This is a genomic window from Anabaena sp. EIM26, from assembly GCF_057568715.1.
In genome coordinates this window covers 2731427-2754547 of the sequence record NZ_CM172472.1, presented here as the reverse complement: position 1 = coordinate 2754547, position 23121 = coordinate 2731427, and the positions used below count along the sequence as shown (strand labels likewise).

Sequence of the window (23121 nt, the reverse complement as noted above, 5' to 3'; positions counted from 1 at the left end):
GAAAAAAGATAAATATGCTCCGAATCAACAATTACCAATTCAATACTGTTCGGTTAAGGATTTTAGTAGGTTGGGTTGAACAAAGTGAAACCCAACAAACCCCTGTAAATGTTGGGTTTCGTTCCTCAACCCAACCTACATAATTTTATTGTTTTAAGCTTAACCGACAAGTATTGATTACCAATTACCCATTACCCATTACCCATTACCCATTACCCATTACCCATTGTGACGTTTTCATCATTTAGTAGCCACAAAGGTCACATTTTTGTGGAGAATCTCTAATCATCGTGTAAAAATGTATTACAGTGCTGCCCGTAAAGTAGCCAACCCCAGTTTACAAACCTTCTTAAAGTAGTAGTTTTAGATGTGGTTGTATTGAATGTCTGGAAAAACTTGGCCTTAGCATCTTTAGGGATAGCTATAGTCTGCTTGGTAGGTTGCACAAAAAAGCCGACAGATCAACAATTGGAAGTATGGCGCAAAGAAGCGGTTACGCGCAATAGGCAAATTCTGGCAGATAACGACAAAAACAATCAGCAGCGTCAATGGAATTTAGTTATTCAGGGTGAGACAACAACTGGTAAACCTGTAACCTTAAATTGGCAACAGATACAAAATTTAGCTCAAGCTAATATCAATACAGTTGATGCAAATAACATCGTTAACCCAAATCAGGTATTTAAATTTAGCGGAATATCTATAGCCACACTGTTGCAAAAGTTTGGTATTCAAGCAGGAGTAACTGAAGTAACTTTTGTCTCTTACGATGCTTATCAAGTCACAATCAAAATAGAAGACTTGCTCACTTACCCAATCATTTTAGCACTTACCAGAAATAATCAACAAATTCAGCGTAGTCAAGGAGGTCCGATTTATTTAGTCTTTCCTTATACCCAGCATCAGGAACTCAAACAAAAATATGATGAAGGTATGTGGGCATTTTACGTCACCGATATCATAGTTGGTACAGAAAAAGCCTTAGTGCGAGTGGGTCAGCGTGAATTTAACTTAGCAGACCTAGATAAATTACCTCAAGTTACCCTGACACAAAAAGTTGGTTATCGAGTCTGGTGGCCAAGTAACAAGGTTACGCTACAAGGTGTCAGAGTGCGCGATGTTTTGTCCTTAGCTGGTGTTAACTTAACCCCAAAGGGATCTGTGGTTATAAGTGGTAAACCAGCAGTTTACCGGAAAACTACAGAAGCAATAAATTTAACTGCTAAAGAAGTACTCGACTGTGATATTCTCTTAGCTACCAGATGGGATAACGACAAAAAACCAATTTCATCGAAAATGGGTGGCCCAGTGACTCTAGCTTTTGGTGAAAACTGTCAAGCAGAAACCAAGCAACTCAAATGGGTGACTTTTGTAGAAGAATTGACTGTAAAGCCATGAAATCTTTCGTTTTACGTTCTTCAATTCGCACCCAGATCATGGCTTCTACCACCCTCCTGATTCTGGCTTTAATTGGTGCGATCGTTACGGTTTGGGCAAAAAGTGAAAGTACTCTTTACCACCAAGAAAAACTAAATGATGCTAGAATTCTTTCTAAGGTATTAAGTTCTACCTACGCCAACGAAGTATCGGAGGAGAACTGGAGTCAAATTCGTTTAAATATAGATTTGCTGTTGAGAGAAAATGATGATTTTATCTATGTCTTAGTATCTGATTCCAATCAAAACAATCAGATTGCTGCCGCTTCTCCTAACGAATTTCAAAACAATTATATCCCTGATATTGTATCCCTCAATGTCACCAATGCTGCCATAAATTCCTCCGAAAAAACTCACGTTGTCGAAACATTTATTCTCCGAGATATTTATTTTGCTGATAAGTTGCGAGCTAAACGTGGTGAAAAGGTGATGGAGGTAGCATCAGATATTCAAACACTATCTGGTCGAAAACTTGGCAAATTAAGAATAGGTATATCCTTACGAAAAATCAATCGTGCTGTCACCAATGCAGTCAATCAGGCTTTGAGAGTGGGTTTTGTCGGACTCAATGTAGGCTGGATATGTGCATATTTCTTAGCACAACATTTAAGTGATCCAGTACGCCGTTTACAAGTTAGTGTTGCTAAAATCGCCGGCGGAGATTTACAGCATCGTGCAGATATTCATTCTCGTGCAGATGAAATTGGCGCTTTGGCAACTTCAGTAAATGAAATGTCTGCTGCATTGCAGATATCATTTAGCAAATTGAAAAAAACTTTAGATTCTTTTGAAAGATTTGTTCCTAATAAGTTTATCTCAGTTATTGCTCCCCAAGGAATAGAAAACATTGAAGTAGGTGCAGCTTCAACCAGGAGAATGACGATTTTATTCTGTGATATTCGCGGTTATACCTCAATGTCTGAAGCAATGGAACCTATAGAAATCTTTAGGTTTTTGAATGACTATTTGGCTTGTATGGGAAAAGCCATAGATGAAGCAGGGGGATTTATTGATAAATATATTGGTGATGCTATTATGGCGTTATTTGACGATGGGAATACAGACTGCGCTTTACACGCCGCAATTTTAATGCAACAGGCTTTAGATAAGTTTAATGATGAGCGAAGTATACAGACAGGACAAACTGGTTTACCAAGAATTAGTGTTGGCATTGGTATTCATCGTGGTACAGTAGTTATGGGTACAGTGGGTTTTACCTCCCGCATTGATTCTACCGTGATCGGTGATGCAGTTAATGTTGCCTCCCGAATTGAGGGGCTAACTAAGCAATATGGATGTAATATTCTCATCACAGAGTCAGTAGTGAGAAACTTATCTTGTCCTGAATCTTTTTCTTTGAGACTAATAGATAAATCAGTGAAAGTCAAAGGCAAAGATGAAGCAATATCTATTTATGAAGTAAAAGCATAATTTGGTAAAAATTCAGGAGTCAGGAGTATTCTCTATTCTCATTATTTACATAATTTTAAATTCGTAATTAAACGCACAAGAAACTAAAATTTTATGGATAGTACAAAACTAGCACAATATCTAGAAGCCACAGGGGGCATTTCTAAACCTTGGTTATTAGTTCAATTAAGGCTGCAAAAACTAAAAGAACGGCGAGATACAATATCAACACAGGTTTATGAGCAAGAATTAGCAGATATTCTCCAAGATTTGATGAATTTGGGTGAATGGTGGCGAGGAATTGAGGATCAGGTATTTTAGGAAATAATGCGTACTGGGGAGTGCATTAAATTTTTTGAAAAAAATTTAAATAATGATTAGCCCTTCCTACCAAGTAACTTAAAACTTCCGCATATTATGAATAACCGGGTCAAAACCTCTCGCAAAGCGTGTGCTGTCGTCATAACAAGCACCCGTTAAATTTGCACCGTATAACTTAGTATAGTGCAGTGTAGCGCCCCGGAGATTTGCCTCACACAGATTAACACCACACAAATTAGCCCTAGTCAGATTAGCCTTAGCCAAATTAGCCCTACTCAAATCTGCTCCCCACAATTTAGCTCTAGCAAGATTAGCTTCACTTAAATCTGCTCCCCACAAATTGATTCCTGGTAAATAGGCATCAATCAACTTGACTCTATTTAACTGAGCAGATGGAAAATATCTCTCTCCTGCGACATAGCGTCGTTTAATATCTTCAGCATCCATATGTATTCCCAGAGCGATCGCAATAAAAGTAAATTCTATATCTGACTTAGCTACAAAAATAGCCAGCTTCTATTATCTCTAGCACAGCACAGCGGAAATAAAGCTACCATACCCAATCAACAAAAAAAGTTCAAAAACTGCTCAAACTAGTTTGGCTAAATAAACCCTGTATTTTCCTATCTCTAACAGTGCTAACGAAAACAAACAAATTAATACCAGAAAAATAACCTTTGCTTCTTTATACACGAAAAAGCGCCTGAGTCCTTTTTGCTTACTCAAGCGCTCCCCCGTATAACTTTATACCATATCACTGTGTAATGCAACATTTGGAATCCGCAACATTGCTATTAGGGGAAGCACTGCCAGGATAACCTGTAACAAACATAATGTGAAGTGGTATCACTCCTTGCATTCATTAAGAATATCTCTTTTAAAACCAAATAGCTAGTGTGGAGAGTGACACTTTATTAACTGACACGAGTTAAAAATGGCTCAATCGTTATGGTAGCTAACAAGACAAAGCCCAACAGTAAAAATTTCTCAGACGTAGTATAAAAAATCTAGATACCTTGATAAATCAGTTAAACTTTACCCAATCGAACCATTAAGTGACGAAATATAATTTGTAGTCTGATTTACTTAACTATGCCAGTCATTAGTCCCCCAAGTATCAGCATAAAACCCCCTTGGATATTCACATTAAGCCTTTTTAGACAGCTAAAATTCACAATCTCCACCAATATTGAATGTATCTTTTATCCACCCAAACTCTAAAAATTTTGCCTTTGTAGCGCTTGTGCCTATTTGTTCAACATCGTGATGGAACCAGAGTTAACATAGCTACAAATCACAAGCATAAAAAAGCTACACATTGCCTTTTAGCACTAAATACTGAACCACCGCATCATCAAACCTCAGTTAATACTCAATATTTTTCTAATTAACCGTAAGTTTTAAGAAGGAGGAGTAAGAATATTTGCTCCAAATCCTCCCCCACCAGGAGTTTCAATTACAAAAATATCTCCAGGTTGCATTTCTACAGTTGCTGTACTGCCTAAATCTTCATCAGTTCCATTTTGACGTTGTACCCAATTGCGTCCTAGTTGTCCAGTTTCTCCACCATTTAAGCCAAAGGGAGGAACCAAGCGATGACTAGAGAGAATATTAGCCGTCATAGGTTCTAAAAACTTAATTCGACGGATAACCCCATTACCCCCCGAATATTTTCCCTTCCCCCCACTATGGGGACGTAAATTAAAGCTTTCTACTTGTACAGGATAACGAGTTTCCAAAACTTCAGGATCTGTCAAGCGAGAGTTAGTCATGTGGGTATGAACTGCATCAGTACCATCAAAATTAGCTCCTGCTCCAGAACCACCGCAAATAGTTTCATAATATTGATATTTTTGATTACCAAAAGTAAAATTATTCATTGTCCCTTGGGAAGCAGCCATCACACCCAAAGCACCATATAAAGCATCGACAATAGTTTGAGAAGTTTCTACATTTCCTGCTACTACTGCTGCTGGATAAATTGGATTCAACATACAACCTTCAGGAATAATAATTTCTAATGGTTTGAGACAACCAGCATTGAGGGGAATATTATCATCAACCAAAGTCCGAAAAACATATAAAACTGCTGCTTGAGTGACAGCCTTGGGAGCATTGAAATTACTATTTAATTGTGCAGATGTGCCAGTAAAATCAATTTTAGCACTACGATTTTCTCGATCAATTATCACTTTAACTTGAATTTTAGCTCCGCTATCCATTTCATAAATAAATTCACCATCTTTGAGAACATCAATTGCTCGTCTGACTGATTCTTCAGCATTATCTTGAACAAACTGCATATAAGCTTTAACTGTTTCTAGTCCATATTGTTTGACCATTTTCTCAAGTTCTTTTACTCCCCTTTCATTAGCAGCAATTTGTGCTTTAAAATCGGCAATATTTTGGTCAGGATTACGGCTAGGATAAGGATGATTTTGCAGAAAATCTCTCACTGCTGTTTCTTGAAAATTACCCTGTGCAACCAAGAGAAAATTATCAAAAATAATTCCTTCTTCTGCCACTGTGGTACTGTGAGGAGGCATAGAACCGGGAGTGATACCACCTATATCAGCTTGGTGTCCACGAGAAGCAACAAAAAAGAGAGGATTGGGAATATTTTCTCTACTCTCCAGAAAAACGGGGGTAATGGCTGTGACATCAGGTAAATGAGTTCCACCGTTATAGGGGTTATTTGATAAATAGACATTTCCCGGTTTGATTGTATCCCCTTGATCATTAATTAAACAGCGAACACTTTCACTCATTGAGCCTAAATGTACGGGAATATGGGGAGCATTCGCAACTAATAGACCAGACGCATCAAAAATAGCACAGGAAAAATCTAGCCGTTCTTTAATATTGACTGATGTCGCTGTGTTTTGCAGAACAATTCCCATTTGTTCAGCGATAAATTGATAGAGATTTTTGAATATTTCTAAACGTACAGGATCTGCTTGATATGTGGTATGCATGATAATTTGTCACTACATAATTTTTAATATGCTTAGATGAGATATATCAGTTTATTTGTAACTTTTTTTTCGTAGGCATAACCCAACAAATTCTTGATAAATGTTGGGTTTTCTTGCGTCAACCCAACCTACATTTTCAGTGATCGTTTAAATGGTATCTGGGTCAATATTTAATTCCCGCAATTTAGCCGCTAATCGTTCGGCTCGTTGAGTTTCATATTCTGCTCTTTGAATTTCATTCTCTGCGGTTTCTTCAGGTGTAGGTACTAAATTTCCTTCTGGTGTGAAATAACGTAATAAACCTTGATGAATTCCCAAATATAAGTCTAATTGTTCACTCCATAAATGTCCTTTTTCGTTAGCTTTTACAGGTTGATATTTTCCATTTATTAACTGAAAACCTACAAATTCTAATGTATAGGGGTCAAACCAAAAGTATTCCGGTGTGCGGAAAGTTTCTTGATAAAGTTCTTTTTTAGATTCCCTATCAGTCTTTGCTGTTGTTGGTGAGAGAATTTCGACAATTACATGAGGATATTTACCATTTTCTTCCCACACTACCCAACTTTTGCGAGTTTTGCATTCAGTTCCTAAAACTACAAAAAAATCAGGCCCACGAAAATTTTCTGTTTTTTTCTGGTTAGGACTATAGTAAATGCTCAAATTTCCTGCTGCATAGAAATCAGTTCTTTCTTTCCACAACCATTTAAGACATTTGATTAAGAGTATAATTTGCTCTAGATGTAGTTCTGTTTCCACGGGAGGTTCATCACTATATAAATCGCTGGGAGGAAAAATTACATCTTCAGAGATATTTTGTTCATCTACTAATTCTTGAGTAATCATCATGATATGATACCAAGTAGTTATTTGTTTAGTTTAGCATTAATTACAGGCGCTATAAATATCACTAAAAAACACGTTCTAAGATCAAATAGTTACGTTTTGTTAATTTCGCTTTCCAGTTAGGTTCAACTACAATTGTGCTAATTTTTTCGATAATGATTGCAGTACCATTTATACAATCTCCTGGTTGTAAATCTTCCCGACGATAAACTGGCGTATCATGCCATCTTTCATCAGTAAACATTTGGACTATTTTCATGGGTTGTGGAAGTTCCTCTGCAAGGCGTTTACGAATAATTAATGGTTCTTCAGGCGTATCCATTTTTTGTATTACTTCTAATGAAATGGATTCTATAATTAAGGTTTTTTCTATTTGAATGAACCCATAACGTGATTTATGTTCAATTTCAAAATTTCGTTGCATTACTGCCACATCTGATGCGAAATCAACGGTTAAAATAGAGTTAGTTCCTTCATATTTTAAATTAACTTTTTTAACTACTTCTTCTAAATTATTTGCTTCCTGAGTTAATTCACTTTTGGCTTGGGTTTCCAAAAATGCCATTAATTGCTGTAATTGAGGAATTAATGTTTGATGTAAAGGTTGTTCTACTCCTATAATTTTGGTTGCTCTCACATCAGCTAAACCCATTCCATAAGCAGATAAAACACCAGCAAAAGGGTGAAGAAATATTTTTTTTATCCCTAAAGTATCAGCAATTAAACAAGCAACTTGTCCTCCTGCTCCACCAAAACAACAAAGCACATATTGATTAACATCATAGCCACGTTGGAGGCTGATTTTTTTAATAGCATTGGCCATATTTTCAACAGCAATTGCAATAAAGCCAGATGCTACTTGTTCAGGAGTTCGATAGTTTCCTGTGACAGATGTAATTTTTTCTGCTAGTTGAATAAATTTCTGAATGACAATTTCTTGATCTAGAGGTAATTTACCTTCATTACCAAAAACTGCGGGAAAATATTGAGGCTGAATTTTTCCTAAGATGACATTAGCATCTGTCACTGTTAATTGTCCACCACGTCGATAACAAGCAGGCCCAGGATTTGAACCAGCGGATTCTGGCCCAACACGATAACTAGAACCATCAAAGAATAAAATTGAACCACCACCGGCAGCAATGGTGTTAATTGCTAAGACGGGAACTTGCATCCGCACACCTGCAATTTCTGAATCTAATTGTCTTTCATATTCCCCTTTAAAATGTGCAACATCTGTACTTGTTCCACCCATATCAAAGGTAATAACTAAATCAAAACCTGCTCTTTTACTAGTTTGTACTGCACCAACAATACCACCAGCAGGGCCACTTAAAATACTATCTTTACCTTGAAAGTTTGCCGCGTTGGTTAACCCTCCATCAGATTTCATAAACATTAATTTAACATTGGGTAAGTGACTAGCCACTTGGTTAACATAGCGACGGAGAATAGGAGTTAAATAGGCATCGACAACTGTTGTATCTCCTCGACTTACGAGTTTCATTAATGGACTAACTTGATGTGATACAGAAATTTGTGTAAATCCGATTTCTTCTGCAATTTGGGCTATTTGTTGTTCATGGTGGGGATAGCGATCGCTGTGCATGAATACAATGGCACAACTCCTAATTCCTGTATTATAAACTGCCTGTAAATCTGTTTTAACTTGCTCAATATTGACGGAGGTTAATTCATTGCCTTTTGCATCATATCGTTCATTTACTTCAATTACTTGTTCATAAAGCATTGTTGGTAAAATGATATTTCGAGCAAAGATGTTAGGACGGTTTTGGTAGCCAATTCTCAGCGCATCTCTAAAGCCTTTAGTAATAATTAAGACGACTCTATCTCCATGCCTTTCTAAGAGCGCATTAGTAGCTACTGTTGTCCCCATTTTGATTACTTTTATTGTTTGATCAGGAATGGGTTCATTAGCAGATAGTCCGATAATATCCCGAATTCCTTGGATCACTGCATCTTGATATTGTTCAGGATTTTCGGAAAGTAATTTATAGACTATTATCCATTGCTGGTTAGGTAGAGGGACAATTAAAAACCGTTCCGTATGTTTTGAAAGTCTGTCTATAATTATCTGATTATTGGTAATAGCAACGATATCTGTAAATGTCCCACCCCTATCTGCAAATATTTTTAACATTATTCAACTTCCTCAATTGCATTATGAATTAAGTTACAGCAGCTTCTAACATTTTAATTGTGCCATTATCAGCGTCTATTTCTACCTCTAAACCTACAGGCACTGTAAATTTGTCTTTAATATGACCAATCATAGAGCCATACCAAGCGGGAATTCCTAAAGGTTGGATATGATGTTTGAGGATTTGGATTAATGTAAATGCTGGTTCATCTCCTGGTTGACAATTTGTGCATTGTCCAAAAATAAACCCAGAAATTTGATTGAGAATTCCAGCATTTTTTAATTGTGTCAGCATTCTGTCTATCCGATAAATATCTTCACCTATATCTTCCACAAATAAAATGCTTTGATACCATGATGGTAAATAAGGTGAACCCACCATAGCAGCTACAATTGATAAATTACCACCAATAAGTTTACCTTGAGCTTTTCCTGGGTTAATTGTTGCTATTTTTCCTTCATTAGTGGGGGTGTTCTGCATGATTAATTTTTCGCCATCAAATAAAATATTTTTAAAGTAATCAACTGTAAATTGATTCCATGTAGAAGTAGCAACTGCACCATGAAATGTAATTAATCGACTGCGAGCATTAATAGCTAATAATAAAGAAGTAATATCGCTGTAACCTATAATTATTTTAGGATTTTTACGAATGAGGGGATAATTAAGTAACGGTAAAATACGATTACAACCCCAACCGCCACGCATGGACATAATTGCTTTTACAGAATTGTCTATAAACATGGTATGAATATCTTGGGCGCGATCGCGATCTTTTCCGGCTAAATAGCCATGACGATCTAAAATATGTGCGCCTGTTATGACTTTCAGCCCTAACTTGGTCAAAGTTTGTTGTGCCGTTTCGATGTCTTTAGGTTCGATAATACCAGCCGGGGCTATTAATCCTACGGTATCACCTATTTTTAGATGTGGTGGTTTGATGATGATGTTTGGTGAAGTCTGAATTTCGGCGAGAACTGGGGCAATGTGGGTGGCTATGGTGGTTAATCCCAATGTGGTGAGAAATTGACGACGGTTGATGCTCATGGAGTATGTAGGCGAAACAATTACGACAACGAAGTTTCCAAGCTGAGGGAAAATTTGACAATGTTAATCTTAAAGATTTCTTAAGAAATTATCCAAAAAAATTGCCCCTCATAATGGTAAATCAAAGAACGTGTAAAACAGAGATTTAGCAAAAAAATAGCAGAATTTGAACAGGTATTCTATTGTTGTCGTGTATTCTCTGGGCGCACTCTGAGCAGGAAAAAAAGAAGCCCAAATTGTAAAATTGACTATAGCTGATATACTAATCCTATGATAGGTCGCTCAAGTGTCACACTTAGCAATATCACAAAATGGTGTTTATCTAAGCACGTATTTAAACGTGTATAAACTATGGAAACTACTGCAAATTTAATTCCAGAATTTGAACAATTATTTCGACAAAAACTCAAACTAAATAATTGTAAACTCAAAAAGAAAAGACAAGAGAATAATTATGAAATTACTACTCCATCTAAAGATGTTTTTTTGATGTATTGGTGTGAATTTCCAGAAATTAACTTGATCTATCAACATATAGGAGTACGCACAGCACAGACTGGAGTTTATGAAAAGGCTATCCGCTCTCATATTAATTTTTGTGTCACTAGCATTAAGGATAAACCACTCTCTTAATTAAGATTCTTGGTAATACCTTTACTATTCAAATAACAAATAGAATCATATATTATACTCTCGTCAGGTTTTTTGTAAGCATTTCAGTCATTGGTAGGACTAAAGCTGCGTGTCATAGGAAATATCTATGTTTATGGCGCGTCAGATATCCAATATCTGTTTATTTGCAGGATTAACGAACGTCTGACGCACCCTACAAAGTAAGCCAGTTGCGTAAGTTCTGATTGGCTTTAAACTGACTGATGGTTTGGTAAGATAACCGGCGAGAGTTTACTAATTTGGATGTAAATACTTTTTATTTATGGCACTGAAACGCTTTATTATCGAAATGGGTATGGGTATAGACCAGCATGGACAGGAACCGACAGTAGCAGCAGCGAGAGCGGTTAGAAATGCGATCGCTCATAATGCCTTGCTTGGTATTATGGAAGTAGCAGGGCTAAAAGATCCTAATGATATGATTGTAGAAGTCAAGGTCGCAGTTCCTTACCCTGAACAAGTACGGGAAGCAGAGGTATTAGCCGTACTCCCCTTTGGTCGCAAAACCCTTACTGTAGAGGCCGGAGGAATGGTAGTGGACGGATTAGCAATTCCTGCACTCAACGATAAAAATGACGAAATGTTAATAGCAGTTGCAGCAGTGACAGTTTTAGTTGAAACTGAATAACCAAATTTGAGATTATTGCAGGCAAGTTAGTAATCGACCTTGAATTTCTGCGCTAAAATAAAGCTAAAATAAATTTATCGGGATCATCTCTGGCGGTAGATTCAATTCACAATCTATCTTCATCACTTCAGTTATAATGCCATCAGAGCCTCATAAATCACTCGAAATCCAGGATATCATCGGACTCAAAGCGCAACACTTTGCAGACTTAATTAGAACTGCACAGTTGGTTTTTGATCCTGCTGCGGGACTTTCTGGAAGAAATGTAGAAATTGACTGGGAAAACTTTGGTATTCCTGTTGATGTAGCAGATAATCTCAAAGAACTTGGTCAAGAATATCAGTATTCTTCTCCTCACCTTCCTCCTGAAGTTGTGTGGAGTAAGTTAACCACCGAAACTCGTATTTGGTTCATTGAAAATAAAAATAGTTTGTGGCGGTTTGAAGAACTTTTTCCTGCGCTTGACGAAGACTAAAAAGCTGAATAAATTTCAGCAATACGTTTTGAAAATAGGATGTAATAATTTTGTATCCTATTTTCTATTTTTGCTATTTTAATTAAATGCTCTAGTAAATGCTCTAGAGTTCTCCAATTAAAAAAATATCCCAAAATTTCTTGTGGTGCGGGCATCTTGCCCGCTAATAATACAAGGTTGGGTTGAACAAAGTGAAAACCAACAAACCCTGGTAAATGTTGGTTGATGCCTCCGGCACACTATGTGACCGACAAGTATTGTATAGGAATCATATTTGATTTTTGAAAAAATACGTAGGGTGCGTAAATCCCTTGCGGGCATGACTATGCTTAGAGTGACAACATAACGCACTATTAATCAAATTTACGGTGCGTTACGGCTTTGCCTAACACACCCTACAAATATTTAGATGGGTTCAAAACTCAAATACTATTGCTATAGAAACTGGTAAGGGTAGCGTTGATGATTTTTAAATCTCAACCCGGAATAGAGCTAAAAGTGATGGAATTAAGTACTAACTAATCTTTGAGAAAAGATACGTATGAAGATTTCTGCTGTGAGACTTTTACTAACTTCTTTTTGGTTGATATTTGGCTTCTTTGCTACAAATTTACAAAAAATTAATAGCGTTTTAGCAGAAGCGCCCTTAGAAACTTCTCAGTTAATTAATAGTCAAAAAATTACTATCAATAAATCTGAGTTCGGGGTCAGAATAGTTGATGCTAAGGGTAAAGTTAATTTTTTTCCTACCACTAAAGTACCACTAAAACAAGGTGATACTTATGGTTGGCAGATTAAACTTAAAAATTACCGGGGTAAAGTCAAATGGCGTGAAGTTTTGCGTTTACCTAAAGCACCAGAAACATGGGCTACACAAGAAGATGATAATTTTTCTATCTCCGCCGATGGAACAACAGCTATTACAAAACGTACACAAACTTCTAGCGATGGTGTAATTGAGAATTTTTGGAAAATAGCTCCTGGAGATCCTCTTGGTAAACATAAGATAGAGGTTTATGTTGATGAGCATTTAATTGCCGCTTTTGAGTTTGAAACAGTAGAGTTTTAGCAAAAAAATCAAAAAAGTCTGAATGGTCGAATTTACACCATATTGCAGGTAAATAAAGCTATCAAATATCCTCTGATTATTACGTAGCGGTAATTCATGAATTACCGCTACTTTCATTCTATTTTGCGTAAGTAATGAAGATGCTAAAGCCTGATTTATCTCCATATTAAACCTTACTTTCTAAAGGTTCCCGAACTGGGTTAGTTGCAGCCAACCTTCTCCCGTAGCGAATAGCAATCCACCCGGTGATATACATAAATAAGCTGTAAACCGCAGCGGGTATAGCCATATCAGGATTGTTGAGTAATCCGGCAGTAATAGCGATCGCTAATGTACCATTTTGAATCCCCACTTCAATGCCAATGCAGATTTGTTGAGGAGTGTTGAGTTTAAACAGCTTGCTAACATAAAACCCCGCCAGCATTGAGATCACATTCAACAGTAAAACGCCAACTCCAACTTGAACAATAAAGCCAGGGATACGATTCCACTCACGAATCACAAGCAAGAGAATAATTAGCGCCAGGAAACCAACTGCGAGGCGGTTAGTCACTTTTTCCAGACGACGAGCAACTTCTGGAAATATTTGTCGGAAAACCATTCCTAACCCAATAGGCACAAGCGTGATCAGAAAAATTTGTACTATTGTTGCCCCAATGGGTAGAGCGATCGCAGCAGTTTGTCCGATAAAGTGCTGATATGCTAGGTTTCCCAACACCGGAATGGTAAATACTGTAATCAAACTGCTAAAAGCCGTCAGCGTCACAGAGAGAGCAATATCACCTTTAGCGAGAAATGTAACTATATTCGAGGATGCCCCACCTGGACAAAGTGCTATGATCATTAATCCCATAGCGATCGCAGGTTGCATGGGGACAACTTTAGCAATAACAAAACCAATAATAGGTAAAAAAACTAATTGACTAATCAAGCCAATGGAGACAGCTTTGGGATATTTCTTTACACGCTGGAAATCTTCTGGTACAAGAGATAAACCCATTCCTAGCATAATGATGGCTAGAGCGATCGGTAAAACAACCGCACTCAAAAAGCTTGCTTCCATAATCAATTTTGTCTGAATTACACAAAAAGATAATATCAGACTGTTTCTACATGATTTGCATCCGCATAAATTAACGAAAGGGTTGGTACAAAGAAACTTCAGTTCACAACCTCAGACAGACGCAGACAGGCACAGAGAAACTTGATAATTATCTGTAGGTGTTTGTGTTTATCCCCTATGAATGAAGAAGTCTCCGCCAAGTTGGAACTAATGAGACAAACCCTAGCTGAAACCGAAACCCAGGCTATACGTTTACGCGGTACAGATTGGTCAGAACATGGATTTCCCCATGCTATCCGTGAACATCATCAGGGAGGAACTACAGGATATTTAGCCAGAGAAATTGTGGCAACTCCAACTACTACCGATACTTTAGCCGCAGGCATGGCTGTTGCTTGGAACCCAAGTTTAGCCGGGGCAAAGGTGGAAGATACTTTTGTAATTCTTGAGGATGGGAAGTTAGAGAATTTGACTTTTGACCCGAATTTTCCCAGTGTAGAGGTAGAAAGGCGATCGCGTCCTGTCCCTTTAGGAAAATAGGCTTTTGCCTCTTTGCCTCTACCCTGCGGGATCTCTAAGAGGGATTGCGCGAAACAAAAACAAAAAGATTATGAATTTTGAAGAAATATTCAATACAATACCCGAAACAGAAGCCAGTGCGCCAGGTAGGGTAAATTTACTCGGTGAACATACCGACTATAACGATGGTTTTGTGCTGCCAACTGCCATTCCTCAAAGCACAACCGTATTACTGGGTATGAGTAGAGATAACGCACACCACTTTTATTCAGAAAATTTAAATGAGCAAGTCACTATATTAGATACGCACCATTCACCATCTGGATTTGCCAGCTATATTTATGGCTGTATTGAAGTCTTAAAAACCGCAGGCTACACAATACCATCTCTGTTGGTGTATGTGAAATCATCTGTGCCTATAGGTTCGGGTTTATCTAGCAGTGCGGCTTTAGAAGTGGCAACATTGAGAGCAATACGTCAACTTTTTGATCTCCCTCTCAATGATGTGGAAATTGCCCAACTCGCCCAACAAGCAGAAATTCACTATGCTGGTGTGCAATGCGGCATTATGGATCAAATGGCTGCTAGTCTGGCGGATAGCAAACATATTTTATTTTTAGATACCCGTACTCTAGAACGCTATCTCGTGCCTTTTCCTCCTGGAACTGAGATTATAGTCATAGATAGCGGTGTACCGCGCACACTTGCCACTAGTGGTTATAATCAGCGTCGGGCTGAATGTGAAGAGGCAGCGCATTTGTTGGGAGTAAAGGCACTTCGAGATATTACTGATCCCAAGATTATAGAAACATTATCTCAACCGTTATGCGATCGCGCCCGTCATGTAGTAACAGAAAATAATCGCGTTTTGGAAGCTTTACAGGAAGTTACACCTGAGCGATTTGGAGAGTTGATGAACGCTTCCCATGCCAGTTTACGGGATGATTACGAAGTTTCTGTACCTGCGCTGGATACTTTGGTAGAAATTTTGCAGAATACAGTAGGAGTATTTGGTGCAAGGCTGACAGGAGCAGGTTTTGGAGGAGCTTGCGTAGCTTTAGTGTCATCAGGTAAAGGAAGAGAGATTGCCACAAAAGTAGTTGAAGAATACAAATATACAGGTTACAACGGCAAAATTTTAGTACCTACAATACTCATGTAGCGGTTATATCCGGCTGTCCCTGCTGAGGCTGAAATCGACAATGTTTAAACTGAAATTGTTAAAATCTAATTCAGAAAGTGCCTGATATCTGAGATGGATGGTACAAAATATGGTACAAGAGATAGACTTGTAAAATTAAGCACTTTGATATTTTCAAATCATGAAAGCATCTGCCCAGTTCGACTTTGAAGACGAAAAATTTAACGCCCCTCCTTCCCAAGTGCTTCCCTGGGGTTTGATGATCAATCCTCGCTATGGTACGGATGGTTTACAAAGCTATGGTTTAGCAATTAGCCGCGATAACGCTCAAGCTGTTGGTTTTCAACCTGATGAAAATTGGCAACAGGTAGAGCATGAATTTAGTTCGGGAATGGAAACTGTTTTTATTAGCACTACTCCCAGATTAGTAATTGTAAGGCGCGGGCCATTATCTGTTAAAGACAGAGAAACTGGCATGAAATTGGGTACTTTTAAAGATAATTATGATGCTTTTTTAGCTGATAAAGTTAAATTTAAAACTTTTACCCGCCATCTCATTTTTTTAGTAGGTGAAGATAAAAAGTTTTTACATGAATCACCTCTGCAATTAACTCTTAGTGGTTCAGCAGGAGCTAGTTTTGGTAAAAATTATTCTGAATATCAGCAGGGTAGACCTATCGGTGGTTTTGTCGCGGAATTAGAAAAGGCTTATGCTTCCTTTCAAAAGAAACCTGTAACTCCAAAGGGTCCTTTATTCCATGCTCATGGAATTTTTTGCCCAATTATTGAATGTGAAGAAAGAGGAATTGAGCCGAATACGGCTTTGGTGGCTTCAACGGTGGATTACAAACATCCCACGGTTTCAACTTTAACTGATTATATGATTGCCTCAGATTCTCCTGAGTCGGCAATTATTTGTAAGGCTTTTGAAGAACACAAGGATTTTGGTAAGGAAGTTATTAAACCAGAAGTTTCTAAGGTGGAAATGGCTGGTGTTACCAATTCTTATGTGTATGCAGATGATGATGAATTTGGTTATCCACCATATTAGAGACTGGGAAGAAGGCGACAGGTGACAGGGAAGAAGGTGACAGGTGACAGGGAACAGGTGACAGTGAAGAAGAACTGAGTACCGAGTACCGAGTACTGAGTACCGAGTAAAAATTTTCTCTCCTGCCTCCTGCCTCCTGCCTCTTATTTGAGTAATAAATAATACAGTGAACCGTTGCCGCCTGTGATGCCGGCGCGATCGCCTGCTAGTTGACCAGTTCCCATAAAATAATCTACTCTTCCTGGCCCTTTAATCGCACTACCTGTATCTTGATCTAAGACAAAACGACTAACTCTCCGAGGCTGCAATCTTCCTCCACCAGCAGGATAAGGAAATGAGTTGTTAATCAACGCTAGTGCGCCAGGTGGCATGAGAGACTTATCTGTGGCTATGGAACGCTCTGCTGTTACAGGTACACTAATGCTGCCTGTAGCTGCTGCACCGTTAGTTTCTTGAAAGAAAACAAATCTTTCCCAGCGTGGTAAATAATTATTCATCTCCCTGGGATTTTGACGGAAATAACTCAGTAACTTGGGCATGGTTAAACCGCTAAGTGGCAATTTACCATCTTTTGCTAGTTCTCCCCCGATGCTAGTCCAAGGATAATCTGTTCCTCCAGCAAAGCCTACAGAGGTTCTTCTACCATTGGTTAATTTAATTTGGGCAGAACCTTGGATATGGATCATATATGCATCCATGCGATTGCGGAACCAAAGCATCTCTAAGCCACGCAATTTGCTTTTATTACCCAATAAACCATCTTTACCTTCCAAATCAACTCGTTTTGGATGAGGTTTAGCCCATTCTTTAAAGTTAGCCGGTGCTTTATACAAGGGATATTTATATGTTGAAGTTCTCACCCGGCTGGCAGTATACTCCGGCTCATAATAAGCTGTGAATTTAACAGTACCTTTGCCATCGTTGCCTACAGACTGATAAAAAACAAACTCCCGTCGGACAGCGGCTTGTAGTTCGGCCGCTGACTTGGAACTAACAACAAGTTGCCGGAAGCGTAACAAACTCCGACGGACACGATCTAGAGTAATCTCTTTAATTGGATAATTTTGATAAATAGCGATCGCTTTACTGGTTCCCAAGTAACGCAAACTATGATCAATGGAAGTTAACAGTGCTTGTCTATCTCCTTGTTGACCCCAGAGTTGCTCATCCCAACCCAAGCAACCTTGGGTGTTACAAGCATTTTCCACATTCACAGGTTGGAGTGCTGGTAAAACTTCTGGAGTAGTCGGTATTGGTATCGGCAGTGTAGTCGGAACTTGAGCAACAACTGACCAAAGTGGATTTACAAGGGCAATTCCCAGACTCAAAGACAGCAAAGCAAAGGTTTTTCTCATCATCTTTCAATACTAGAGCTAAAAATCGGTTCTACCCGAATGCCAACAATCCGGGATGGACGCACCACCATATATTCGCCTTGAATATTCTTAATCGGTACGCTAATAAAATCATTAGAAGCTGACTTTGGCACAAGCTCCCCACTATACCACTTCTGAAACTCTTGAATCGTAGGAAAACGCACTTCTTCCCGATGTCCGCTATCCAAAAGGAGGAAAACGGCATATTCGTTTGGAGTTCTAGGCATAAATTCACATCATTTTAAATACATCCAACCTATTGTTAACCACGTCGGCCTCCTATGAAAAGGGTAAGCACACGGGAAAAGTATCAGATGTACCAAAATCATGAGTGTTCAGAACTTTTACTTCGCATCACGACGCTGGCCTCCCCAGAAATAGTTCCCAAAAAGTAGGAGATTGGGGAAAGGGGGCAGGGGGAAAGATAAATACTCTCCCCATTCAGCCTCTAAAATAATTTGAATCGTGCTAACTGGGTTTCAATAGCCCCTGTGAGGATTTTATTTAATTCTGCCTTGTCTTGAAATTGTAAAATTTGCTGCAAGGGTAAATCAAAGGGAAATTGCCCTTCTAATTCTGGACGTTGCATTTGTGCTAATAAAATTTGTTCAACCCGCTTAGTTGCGATCGCATAACCAATTTCTACGCAGACATTGGGACTAGGCATTAGTTGATGGGTTTCTTTGTTATCAATGCTTGTTATGGCTGTAGTGTCGCCGATAAATAATAAACTCTTGCGAATTTTCCGCATCATGGCACGGTTTAGCCGCAGAGGTGCATTGCTAGGACGGGATGATTCTATTAATGTTAGGGGCAAACGCGAGCGCAGGTTTAAAGTTTTCAAACTTTCTTGCAGTTCTTCTCTGAGTAAATCACTCGCTGCGGCATACTCCGTTTGATAGCAGAAAAAAATCGTTGGTTCTAACTGAGCTAACAACGCTTGCTTAGTAAAGTATATTTCATGACTAATCAAGTCAATGTTAGCTACACAATAACCACCGCTACCCTCAATATAAAATTCAGTGTTTTCACCTTCCAAATAGCGCCTAAACCAAGTTGAAGCTTTAACTTCATCACTTTCTTCCAAAAAATCCGCACGCAGTCCAGTTTTGAGTAAACTTTTTTTACTCAAGCGAATGTCTGGAGGACGTTTTTCCAATTCTGTAATTGGCTCATAATCTTGTAGATACCACGCTCTGAGCGCAATAATTGACATAAGGCGCTATTTTAAGTGTCTGTTGCTATTCAATTGTAGTACAAACTTACGCCTAATGCTGGGGACTGATAGCACCTGAGTTCGGAGTTAGGAGTTCGGTGTTCGGAGACGCTATGCGAACGGAGAAAGTATTTCCTGGAAGTCCCTACAAGCAACTTTTTTTCTTGCCTATTCCTTGTTACACACAACAACACCCAACATCTACTAACTTGGTTTTTCCCTCTTCTTATTTTTTGATTCTATCTTGGGATGTAGTACGTTTCATCACTTTAATAAACAATGAAAACCACATACATTGCCCCCTGATTTTAATCTTTGGAGGGAATATCAGCGTTCGCGTTGGGTGTTGTGTTGTTTTGACGAGACAGATAGGAATTTAACAGCGGTTTTGACCTCTTTTTACTTTTCAACTCTAGCTGTTTGATCTGCCAGGGAAGCTAGTTCCTTTTGCTTCTATATTTAGGATATCACCTGTAGATAGAGGTGCTAATTTTCTTCATTAAACTTTACTTTTTGAGCAACTATATTATTGATTGAATTAAAATCAACTACCTTCTTCCTTCTTATTCCTTCCTTCCTTCTTTCTTCCTTCTTATTCCTAACTCCGAACTCCTGACTCCTGACTCCGAACTCCGAACTCCGAACTCCTAACCCCTAACTCCTGACTCCTGACTCCGAACTCCTGACTCCTGACTCCTGACTCCTGACTCCTGACTCCGAACTCCGAACTCCGAACTCCTAACCCCTAACTATTTTTTTCTCTTGTCAATTTCAGGGGAATTTCAATCCAGAATTCTGTACCTTTGCCTGGTGCGGATATACACTCCATTAGTCCACCATGTTTTTCGACAACGATTTGGTAACTAATTGCTAATCCTAGTCCTGTACCCTTGCCTACAGGCTTAGTAGTAAAAAATGGGTCAAAAATACGCTTTTTAACTTCCTCACTCATACCTGGTCCATTATCTGCAATGCTAATTAACAGATAGGAATTTTCTGCTGAGACTCTGGTGGAAATACGAATAGTTGGTAAAGGTCTGATATCGGCGGATTTTGGACTTTCTTCTACTTGATCAGTCAAGACATCAATAGCATTGTTAATAACATTCATGAATACCTGATTCATTTGTCCGGCATAGCATTCTACCTTTGGTAAGTCACCATAGTCTTTCATGACTTCAATCCCAGGAAAATGGCTATGTGGTTTGAGCCGATGTTGCAAAATCAGTAAGGTGTTATCAATGCCTTCGTGTAAGTCAACTCGCTTGTTTTCAGCTTCATCAAGACGGGAAAAGTTGCGTAATGACAAGACTATGGAACGGATGCGATCTGAACCTAGTTTCATTGATGACATGATCTTTGGTAGGTCTTGAATCACAAAGTTAAAGTCTATAGTTTCCATAGTTTCACGAATCTCAGCTATAGGGTCAGGATAGTGGGATTGGTAGAGTTGTAAAAGCTTGAGTATGTCTTCTGTGTAATTACTGGCATGACAAAGGTTGCCGTAGATAAAGTTGACAGGGTTGTTGATTTCGTGAGCTATACCTGCAACTAACTGTCCTAAACCAGACATTTTTTCTGTTTGAATTAATTTAGACTGGGTTTCTTGGAGTTGATGCAGTGTATGCTCCAGTTGTGTAGCTTTAGCTATCGCTTCGGCTTCGGCGCTACAGCTTTGTTGGTAGAGTTGGGCTTGCTGAATTGCGATCGCAGCTTGGTCTGCTAACTGTTGTAACAAATCAATTTCTGCATCTTGCCAATTTCGCGGTGATTCACAGTGATGGGCAATTAATAAACCCCATAGTTGGGTTTCCATTTTAATAGGTACGATTAAATTGGCTTGGATTTGTATACTTTCCAAGAATTCTCGATGGCAAGGACTTAATATATCTGTATATACATTGTCAATTGCTCGCACTCTGCCCCGTAAGTAGAGACGGGCATACTCTTCAGGAAAGCATTCTGATGGTAACTGCAAGCCCAAAACCGATGGCCAATTACCATTAACTTCTTCGACTATTACCTCACCATTACCTTCATTCAGTAATTGATAAATCAGTACTCGGTCAGAATTGAGTAGAGGACGAACTTCTTGGACGATGGTTTGTAGGATTTGATTCAAGTCCAAAGTTCTACGAATCTGATCTGTAACTTGTTTGAGTGCTTTAGTCAGCAGCAGAGTTTTTTCTATTTCAGCGGTTTGTTCCTGTACTCTCACTTCTAGGTTAGAATTCAGCAACTGTAGTTGTTGATATGTTTGCTGCTGCTGAATTGCCATGGCAAAGTTATGAGATAAAGCTTTTCCTAGGGCTATATCTTCCGGTTTCCATGCAGGTGCTTGTCCTTTTTTTTCTTCTCGCCAAAGTTCAAAGGAAAGACGTGGTAATTCTTGATGCTTATTAGGATCTAATCTTCCTGCCCAGAGAACTTCACTATCTAATTCTGGGCGAAAAATGCTTAATACACCAATGAAATTTTCGCGGTAGTGGAGGGGAATGATCATTAGTCCCCGAATTCGAGTGGACTGAAAGGCTAGGGCTAAAACTCTGAAATCAGGTTGTTTATAAAGGTCAGAAATTGACCAAATTTGACCGGGTTTGTACTCAGATATCCAGTTTTGCCAGACAGGATGTTGTTCAATGGCAATATTTTCTAGTTCATAAGTTAGTTGTGGTTGTTCACCATAGGTATATATTTCTTGACTTTGTTGAATATAAAGCCTGCCACCAATACCATTAAAGGATGTAATTGTTGCTTCTAGTGCTTCTTGTAGTTGGATTGTAGGTAGTTGATGTAATAGGGTTGTGACTTGATTAATGATGGCTTCTTGCCTCTGCTTGGCTCTAGCTTCGCTGAGGAGGTTACTTTGAGAAATAGCGATCGCCACTTGATCGGCTACTTGGGTGACTACTTTGAGTTCTTGTTTTAAAATCGTTCGCGTTTGACTATCGTGGGATACCAGTAATCCCCACAGTTTTGGTTGTGTCGATTGTCCTGTGGGGTCGTATTCTAAAATTGGGACTGCAAAGGAAGATTTTACACCCATGGTCTTTAAATATTGAAGATGACATGGATCTGCTTGTCGATAGTGAATATTCTCTGTAGGTAATGGTTTACCGTTTTTTGCCGACTTTAGCGGCGACAACCCAATTGTTCCCGCAGTTACATCTACTATTGAGCGTTGTCTTGTTAATAAGAACATCTCTTTAGCTGATGCTGGAATGTCAGTGGCAGGAAAATGAAGTCCTAATAATGATGGTAGGCAATTGTTATTAATAGATTCTGCAATGACTTCACCGCTACCATCAGTATCAAACCGATATATCTTGACTCGATCTGTTCGCAAGAATAAACGCACTTCGGTAACAGTTGAAGTTAAAATTTCTTGGAGATCCAGCGAACGCCGAATCTGCTTAATCATTTTGTGCAATAAATTTTCTTGCTGCAAACCATCTGGCTGATCTTCGCTAAACGTCATTACTAATATTCGCCTTCTCAAAAATATTTTTTTTAATTTTCCCCTGATGTAAAGTTATGGCAGAAACCTTTGTAGATTTATTGCCTTTTTTTACTAAAGTTTATCTTAATCTACATAGTATAACTAAGAAATTTCAAATCTCAATTTTTCGGCTATTTTCAGTAATATCACTTAAACTATTCTGGCTTTTAAAGTTATTGTTGTAATAAGATTAATAAATATTTAAACAGCAAGGT

At 38.5% G+C, this 23121-nt stretch carries 21 protein-coding genes; 11 read left to right on the top strand and 10 right to left on the bottom strand.

Going from position 1 to position 23121, the window contains the following annotated elements; all coding sequences use genetic code 11:
* Positions 1-14 precede the first annotated feature (14 nt).
* The 4 genes from AC012T_RS11990 to AC012T_RS11975 all read left to right on the top strand — a co-directional run bounded on the left by AC012T_RS11990 (position 15) and on the right by AC012T_RS11975 (position 3167).
* Positions 15-143, top strand: a complete 129-nt coding sequence (locus AC012T_RS11990; RefSeq protein WP_487065993.1) for a hypothetical protein — start codon at positions 15-17, stop codon at positions 141-143.
* A gap of 226 nt (positions 144-369) precedes the next feature.
* Positions 370-1398, top strand: coding sequence for a molybdopterin-dependent oxidoreductase (locus AC012T_RS11985; RefSeq protein WP_487065991.1), 1029 nt, complete (start codon positions 370-372; stop codon positions 1396-1398).
* A complete protein-coding gene (locus tag AC012T_RS11980; protein ID WP_487065989.1) occupies positions 1395-2867 on the top strand; it encodes an adenylate/guanylate cyclase domain-containing protein in 1473 nt (490 codons plus the stop codon). Before AC012T_RS11985 ends, AC012T_RS11980 begins: the two co-directional genes overlap by 4 nt.
* 93 nt (positions 2868-2960) lie before the next feature.
* Positions 2961-3167 carry a hypothetical protein gene (locus AC012T_RS11975; RefSeq protein WP_487065987.1) on the top strand — a complete coding sequence of 69 codons (207 nt, stop codon included), beginning with the start codon at positions 2961-2963 and terminating at the stop codon, positions 3165-3167.
* 78 nt (positions 3168-3245) lie between these two features.
* Here the strand turns inward: AC012T_RS11975 and AC012T_RS11970 are convergent, their stop codons facing one another.
* The 5 genes from AC012T_RS11970 to AC012T_RS11950 all read right to left on the bottom strand — a co-directional run bounded on the left by AC012T_RS11970 (position 3246) and on the right by AC012T_RS11950 (position 10197).
* Positions 3246-3614 (bottom strand): pentapeptide repeat-containing protein, encoded by a 369-nt coding sequence (locus AC012T_RS11970; RefSeq protein WP_487065985.1) that lies wholly within the window; start codon positions 3612-3614, stop codon positions 3246-3248.
* Positions 3615-4567: 953 nt separating this feature from the next.
* Complete coding sequence (locus AC012T_RS11965) at positions 4568-6142, bottom strand: hydantoinase B/oxoprolinase family protein (RefSeq protein WP_487065983.1); 1575 nt, start codon at positions 6140-6142, stop codon at positions 4568-4570.
* Positions 6143-6289: 147 nt separating this feature from the next.
* Complete coding sequence (locus AC012T_RS11960; RefSeq protein ID WP_487065981.1) at positions 6290-6991, bottom strand: Uma2 family endonuclease; 702 nt, start codon at positions 6989-6991, stop codon at positions 6290-6292.
* A 61-nt stretch (positions 6992-7052) separates the two neighbouring features.
* Entirely contained in the window at positions 7053-9149 is a 2097-nt protein-coding gene (locus tag AC012T_RS11955; protein WP_487065979.1) for a hydantoinase/oxoprolinase family protein, read from the bottom strand.
* Positions 9150-9177: 28 nt separating this feature from the next.
* Positions 9178-10197, bottom strand: a complete 1020-nt coding sequence (locus AC012T_RS11950) for a S66 peptidase family protein (RefSeq protein ID WP_487065977.1) — start codon at positions 10195-10197, stop codon at positions 9178-9180.
* A 351-nt stretch (positions 10198-10548) separates the two neighbouring features.
* On the opposite strand from AC012T_RS11950, the gene AC012T_RS11945 reads away from it, so the two are divergent.
* The 4 genes from AC012T_RS11945 to AC012T_RS11930 all read left to right on the top strand — a co-directional run bounded on the left by AC012T_RS11945 (position 10549) and on the right by AC012T_RS11930 (position 13041).
* Positions 10549-10830, top strand: coding sequence for a hypothetical protein (locus AC012T_RS11945; protein ID WP_323361249.1), 282 nt, complete (start codon positions 10549-10551; stop codon positions 10828-10830).
* 301 nt (positions 10831-11131) lie between these two features.
* On the top strand, positions 11132-11497 hold the full coding sequence (locus tag AC012T_RS11940; protein WP_487065975.1) for a Lin0512 family protein: 366 nt from the start codon (positions 11132-11134) through the stop codon (positions 11495-11497).
* Positions 11498-11633: 136 nt separating this feature from the next.
* A complete protein-coding gene (locus tag AC012T_RS11935) occupies positions 11634-11972 on the top strand; it encodes a hypothetical protein (protein WP_487065973.1) in 339 nt (112 codons plus the stop codon).
* Positions 11973-12513: 541 nt separating this feature from the next.
* Positions 12514-13041 carry a hypothetical protein gene (locus AC012T_RS11930; RefSeq protein WP_487065971.1) on the top strand — a complete coding sequence of 176 codons (528 nt, stop codon included), beginning with the start codon at positions 12514-12516 and terminating at the stop codon, positions 13039-13041.
* Positions 13042-13207: 166 nt separating this feature from the next.
* Here AC012T_RS11930 and AC012T_RS11925 read toward each other — a convergent pair whose 3' ends face one another.
* Positions 13208-14104: a bile acid:sodium symporter family protein gene (locus AC012T_RS11925; protein ID WP_487065969.1), complete on the bottom strand. Its 897-nt coding sequence runs from the start codon at positions 14102-14104 to the stop codon at positions 13208-13210.
* A 177-nt stretch (positions 14105-14281) separates the two neighbouring features.
* Between AC012T_RS11925 and AC012T_RS11920 the strand changes: the two genes are divergently transcribed.
* From AC012T_RS11920 to AC012T_RS11910, 3 genes are all read left to right on the top strand, one after another.
* On the top strand, positions 14282-14644 hold the full coding sequence (locus AC012T_RS11920; protein WP_487065967.1) for a hypothetical protein: 363 nt from the start codon (positions 14282-14284) through the stop codon (positions 14642-14644).
* A gap of 70 nt (positions 14645-14714) precedes the next feature.
* Positions 14715-15785, top strand: coding sequence for a galactokinase (gene galK, locus AC012T_RS11915; protein ID WP_487065965.1), 1071 nt, complete (start codon positions 14715-14717; stop codon positions 15783-15785).
* A 160-nt stretch (positions 15786-15945) separates the two neighbouring features.
* Positions 15946-16815 (top strand): DUF5895 domain-containing protein, encoded by an 870-nt coding sequence (locus tag AC012T_RS11910; RefSeq protein ID WP_487065963.1) that lies wholly within the window; start codon positions 15946-15948, stop codon positions 16813-16815.
* A 143-nt stretch (positions 16816-16958) separates the two neighbouring features.
* On the opposite strand, the gene mltA is transcribed toward AC012T_RS11910, so the two are convergent.
* From mltA to AC012T_RS11890, 4 genes are all read right to left on the bottom strand, one after another.
* Positions 16959-18170, bottom strand: a complete 1212-nt coding sequence (gene mltA / locus AC012T_RS11905) for a murein transglycosylase A (protein ID WP_487066557.1) — start codon at positions 18168-18170, stop codon at positions 16959-16961.
* Positions 18170-18418, bottom strand: a complete 249-nt coding sequence (locus AC012T_RS11900) for a hypothetical protein (protein WP_015214059.1) — start codon at positions 18416-18418, stop codon at positions 18170-18172. The genes mltA and AC012T_RS11900 overlap by 1 nt, the downstream gene beginning before the upstream one ends.
* A 221-nt stretch (positions 18419-18639) precedes the next feature.
* Positions 18640-19407, bottom strand: coding sequence for a hypothetical protein (locus AC012T_RS11895; protein WP_487065961.1), 768 nt, complete (start codon positions 19405-19407; stop codon positions 18640-18642).
* Positions 19408-20152: 745 nt separating this feature from the next.
* Positions 20153-22885, bottom strand: coding sequence for a GAF domain-containing sensor histidine kinase (locus tag AC012T_RS11890; protein ID WP_487065959.1), 2733 nt, complete (start codon positions 22883-22885; stop codon positions 20153-20155).
* Between the last annotated feature and the right edge of the window lie 236 nt (positions 22886-23121).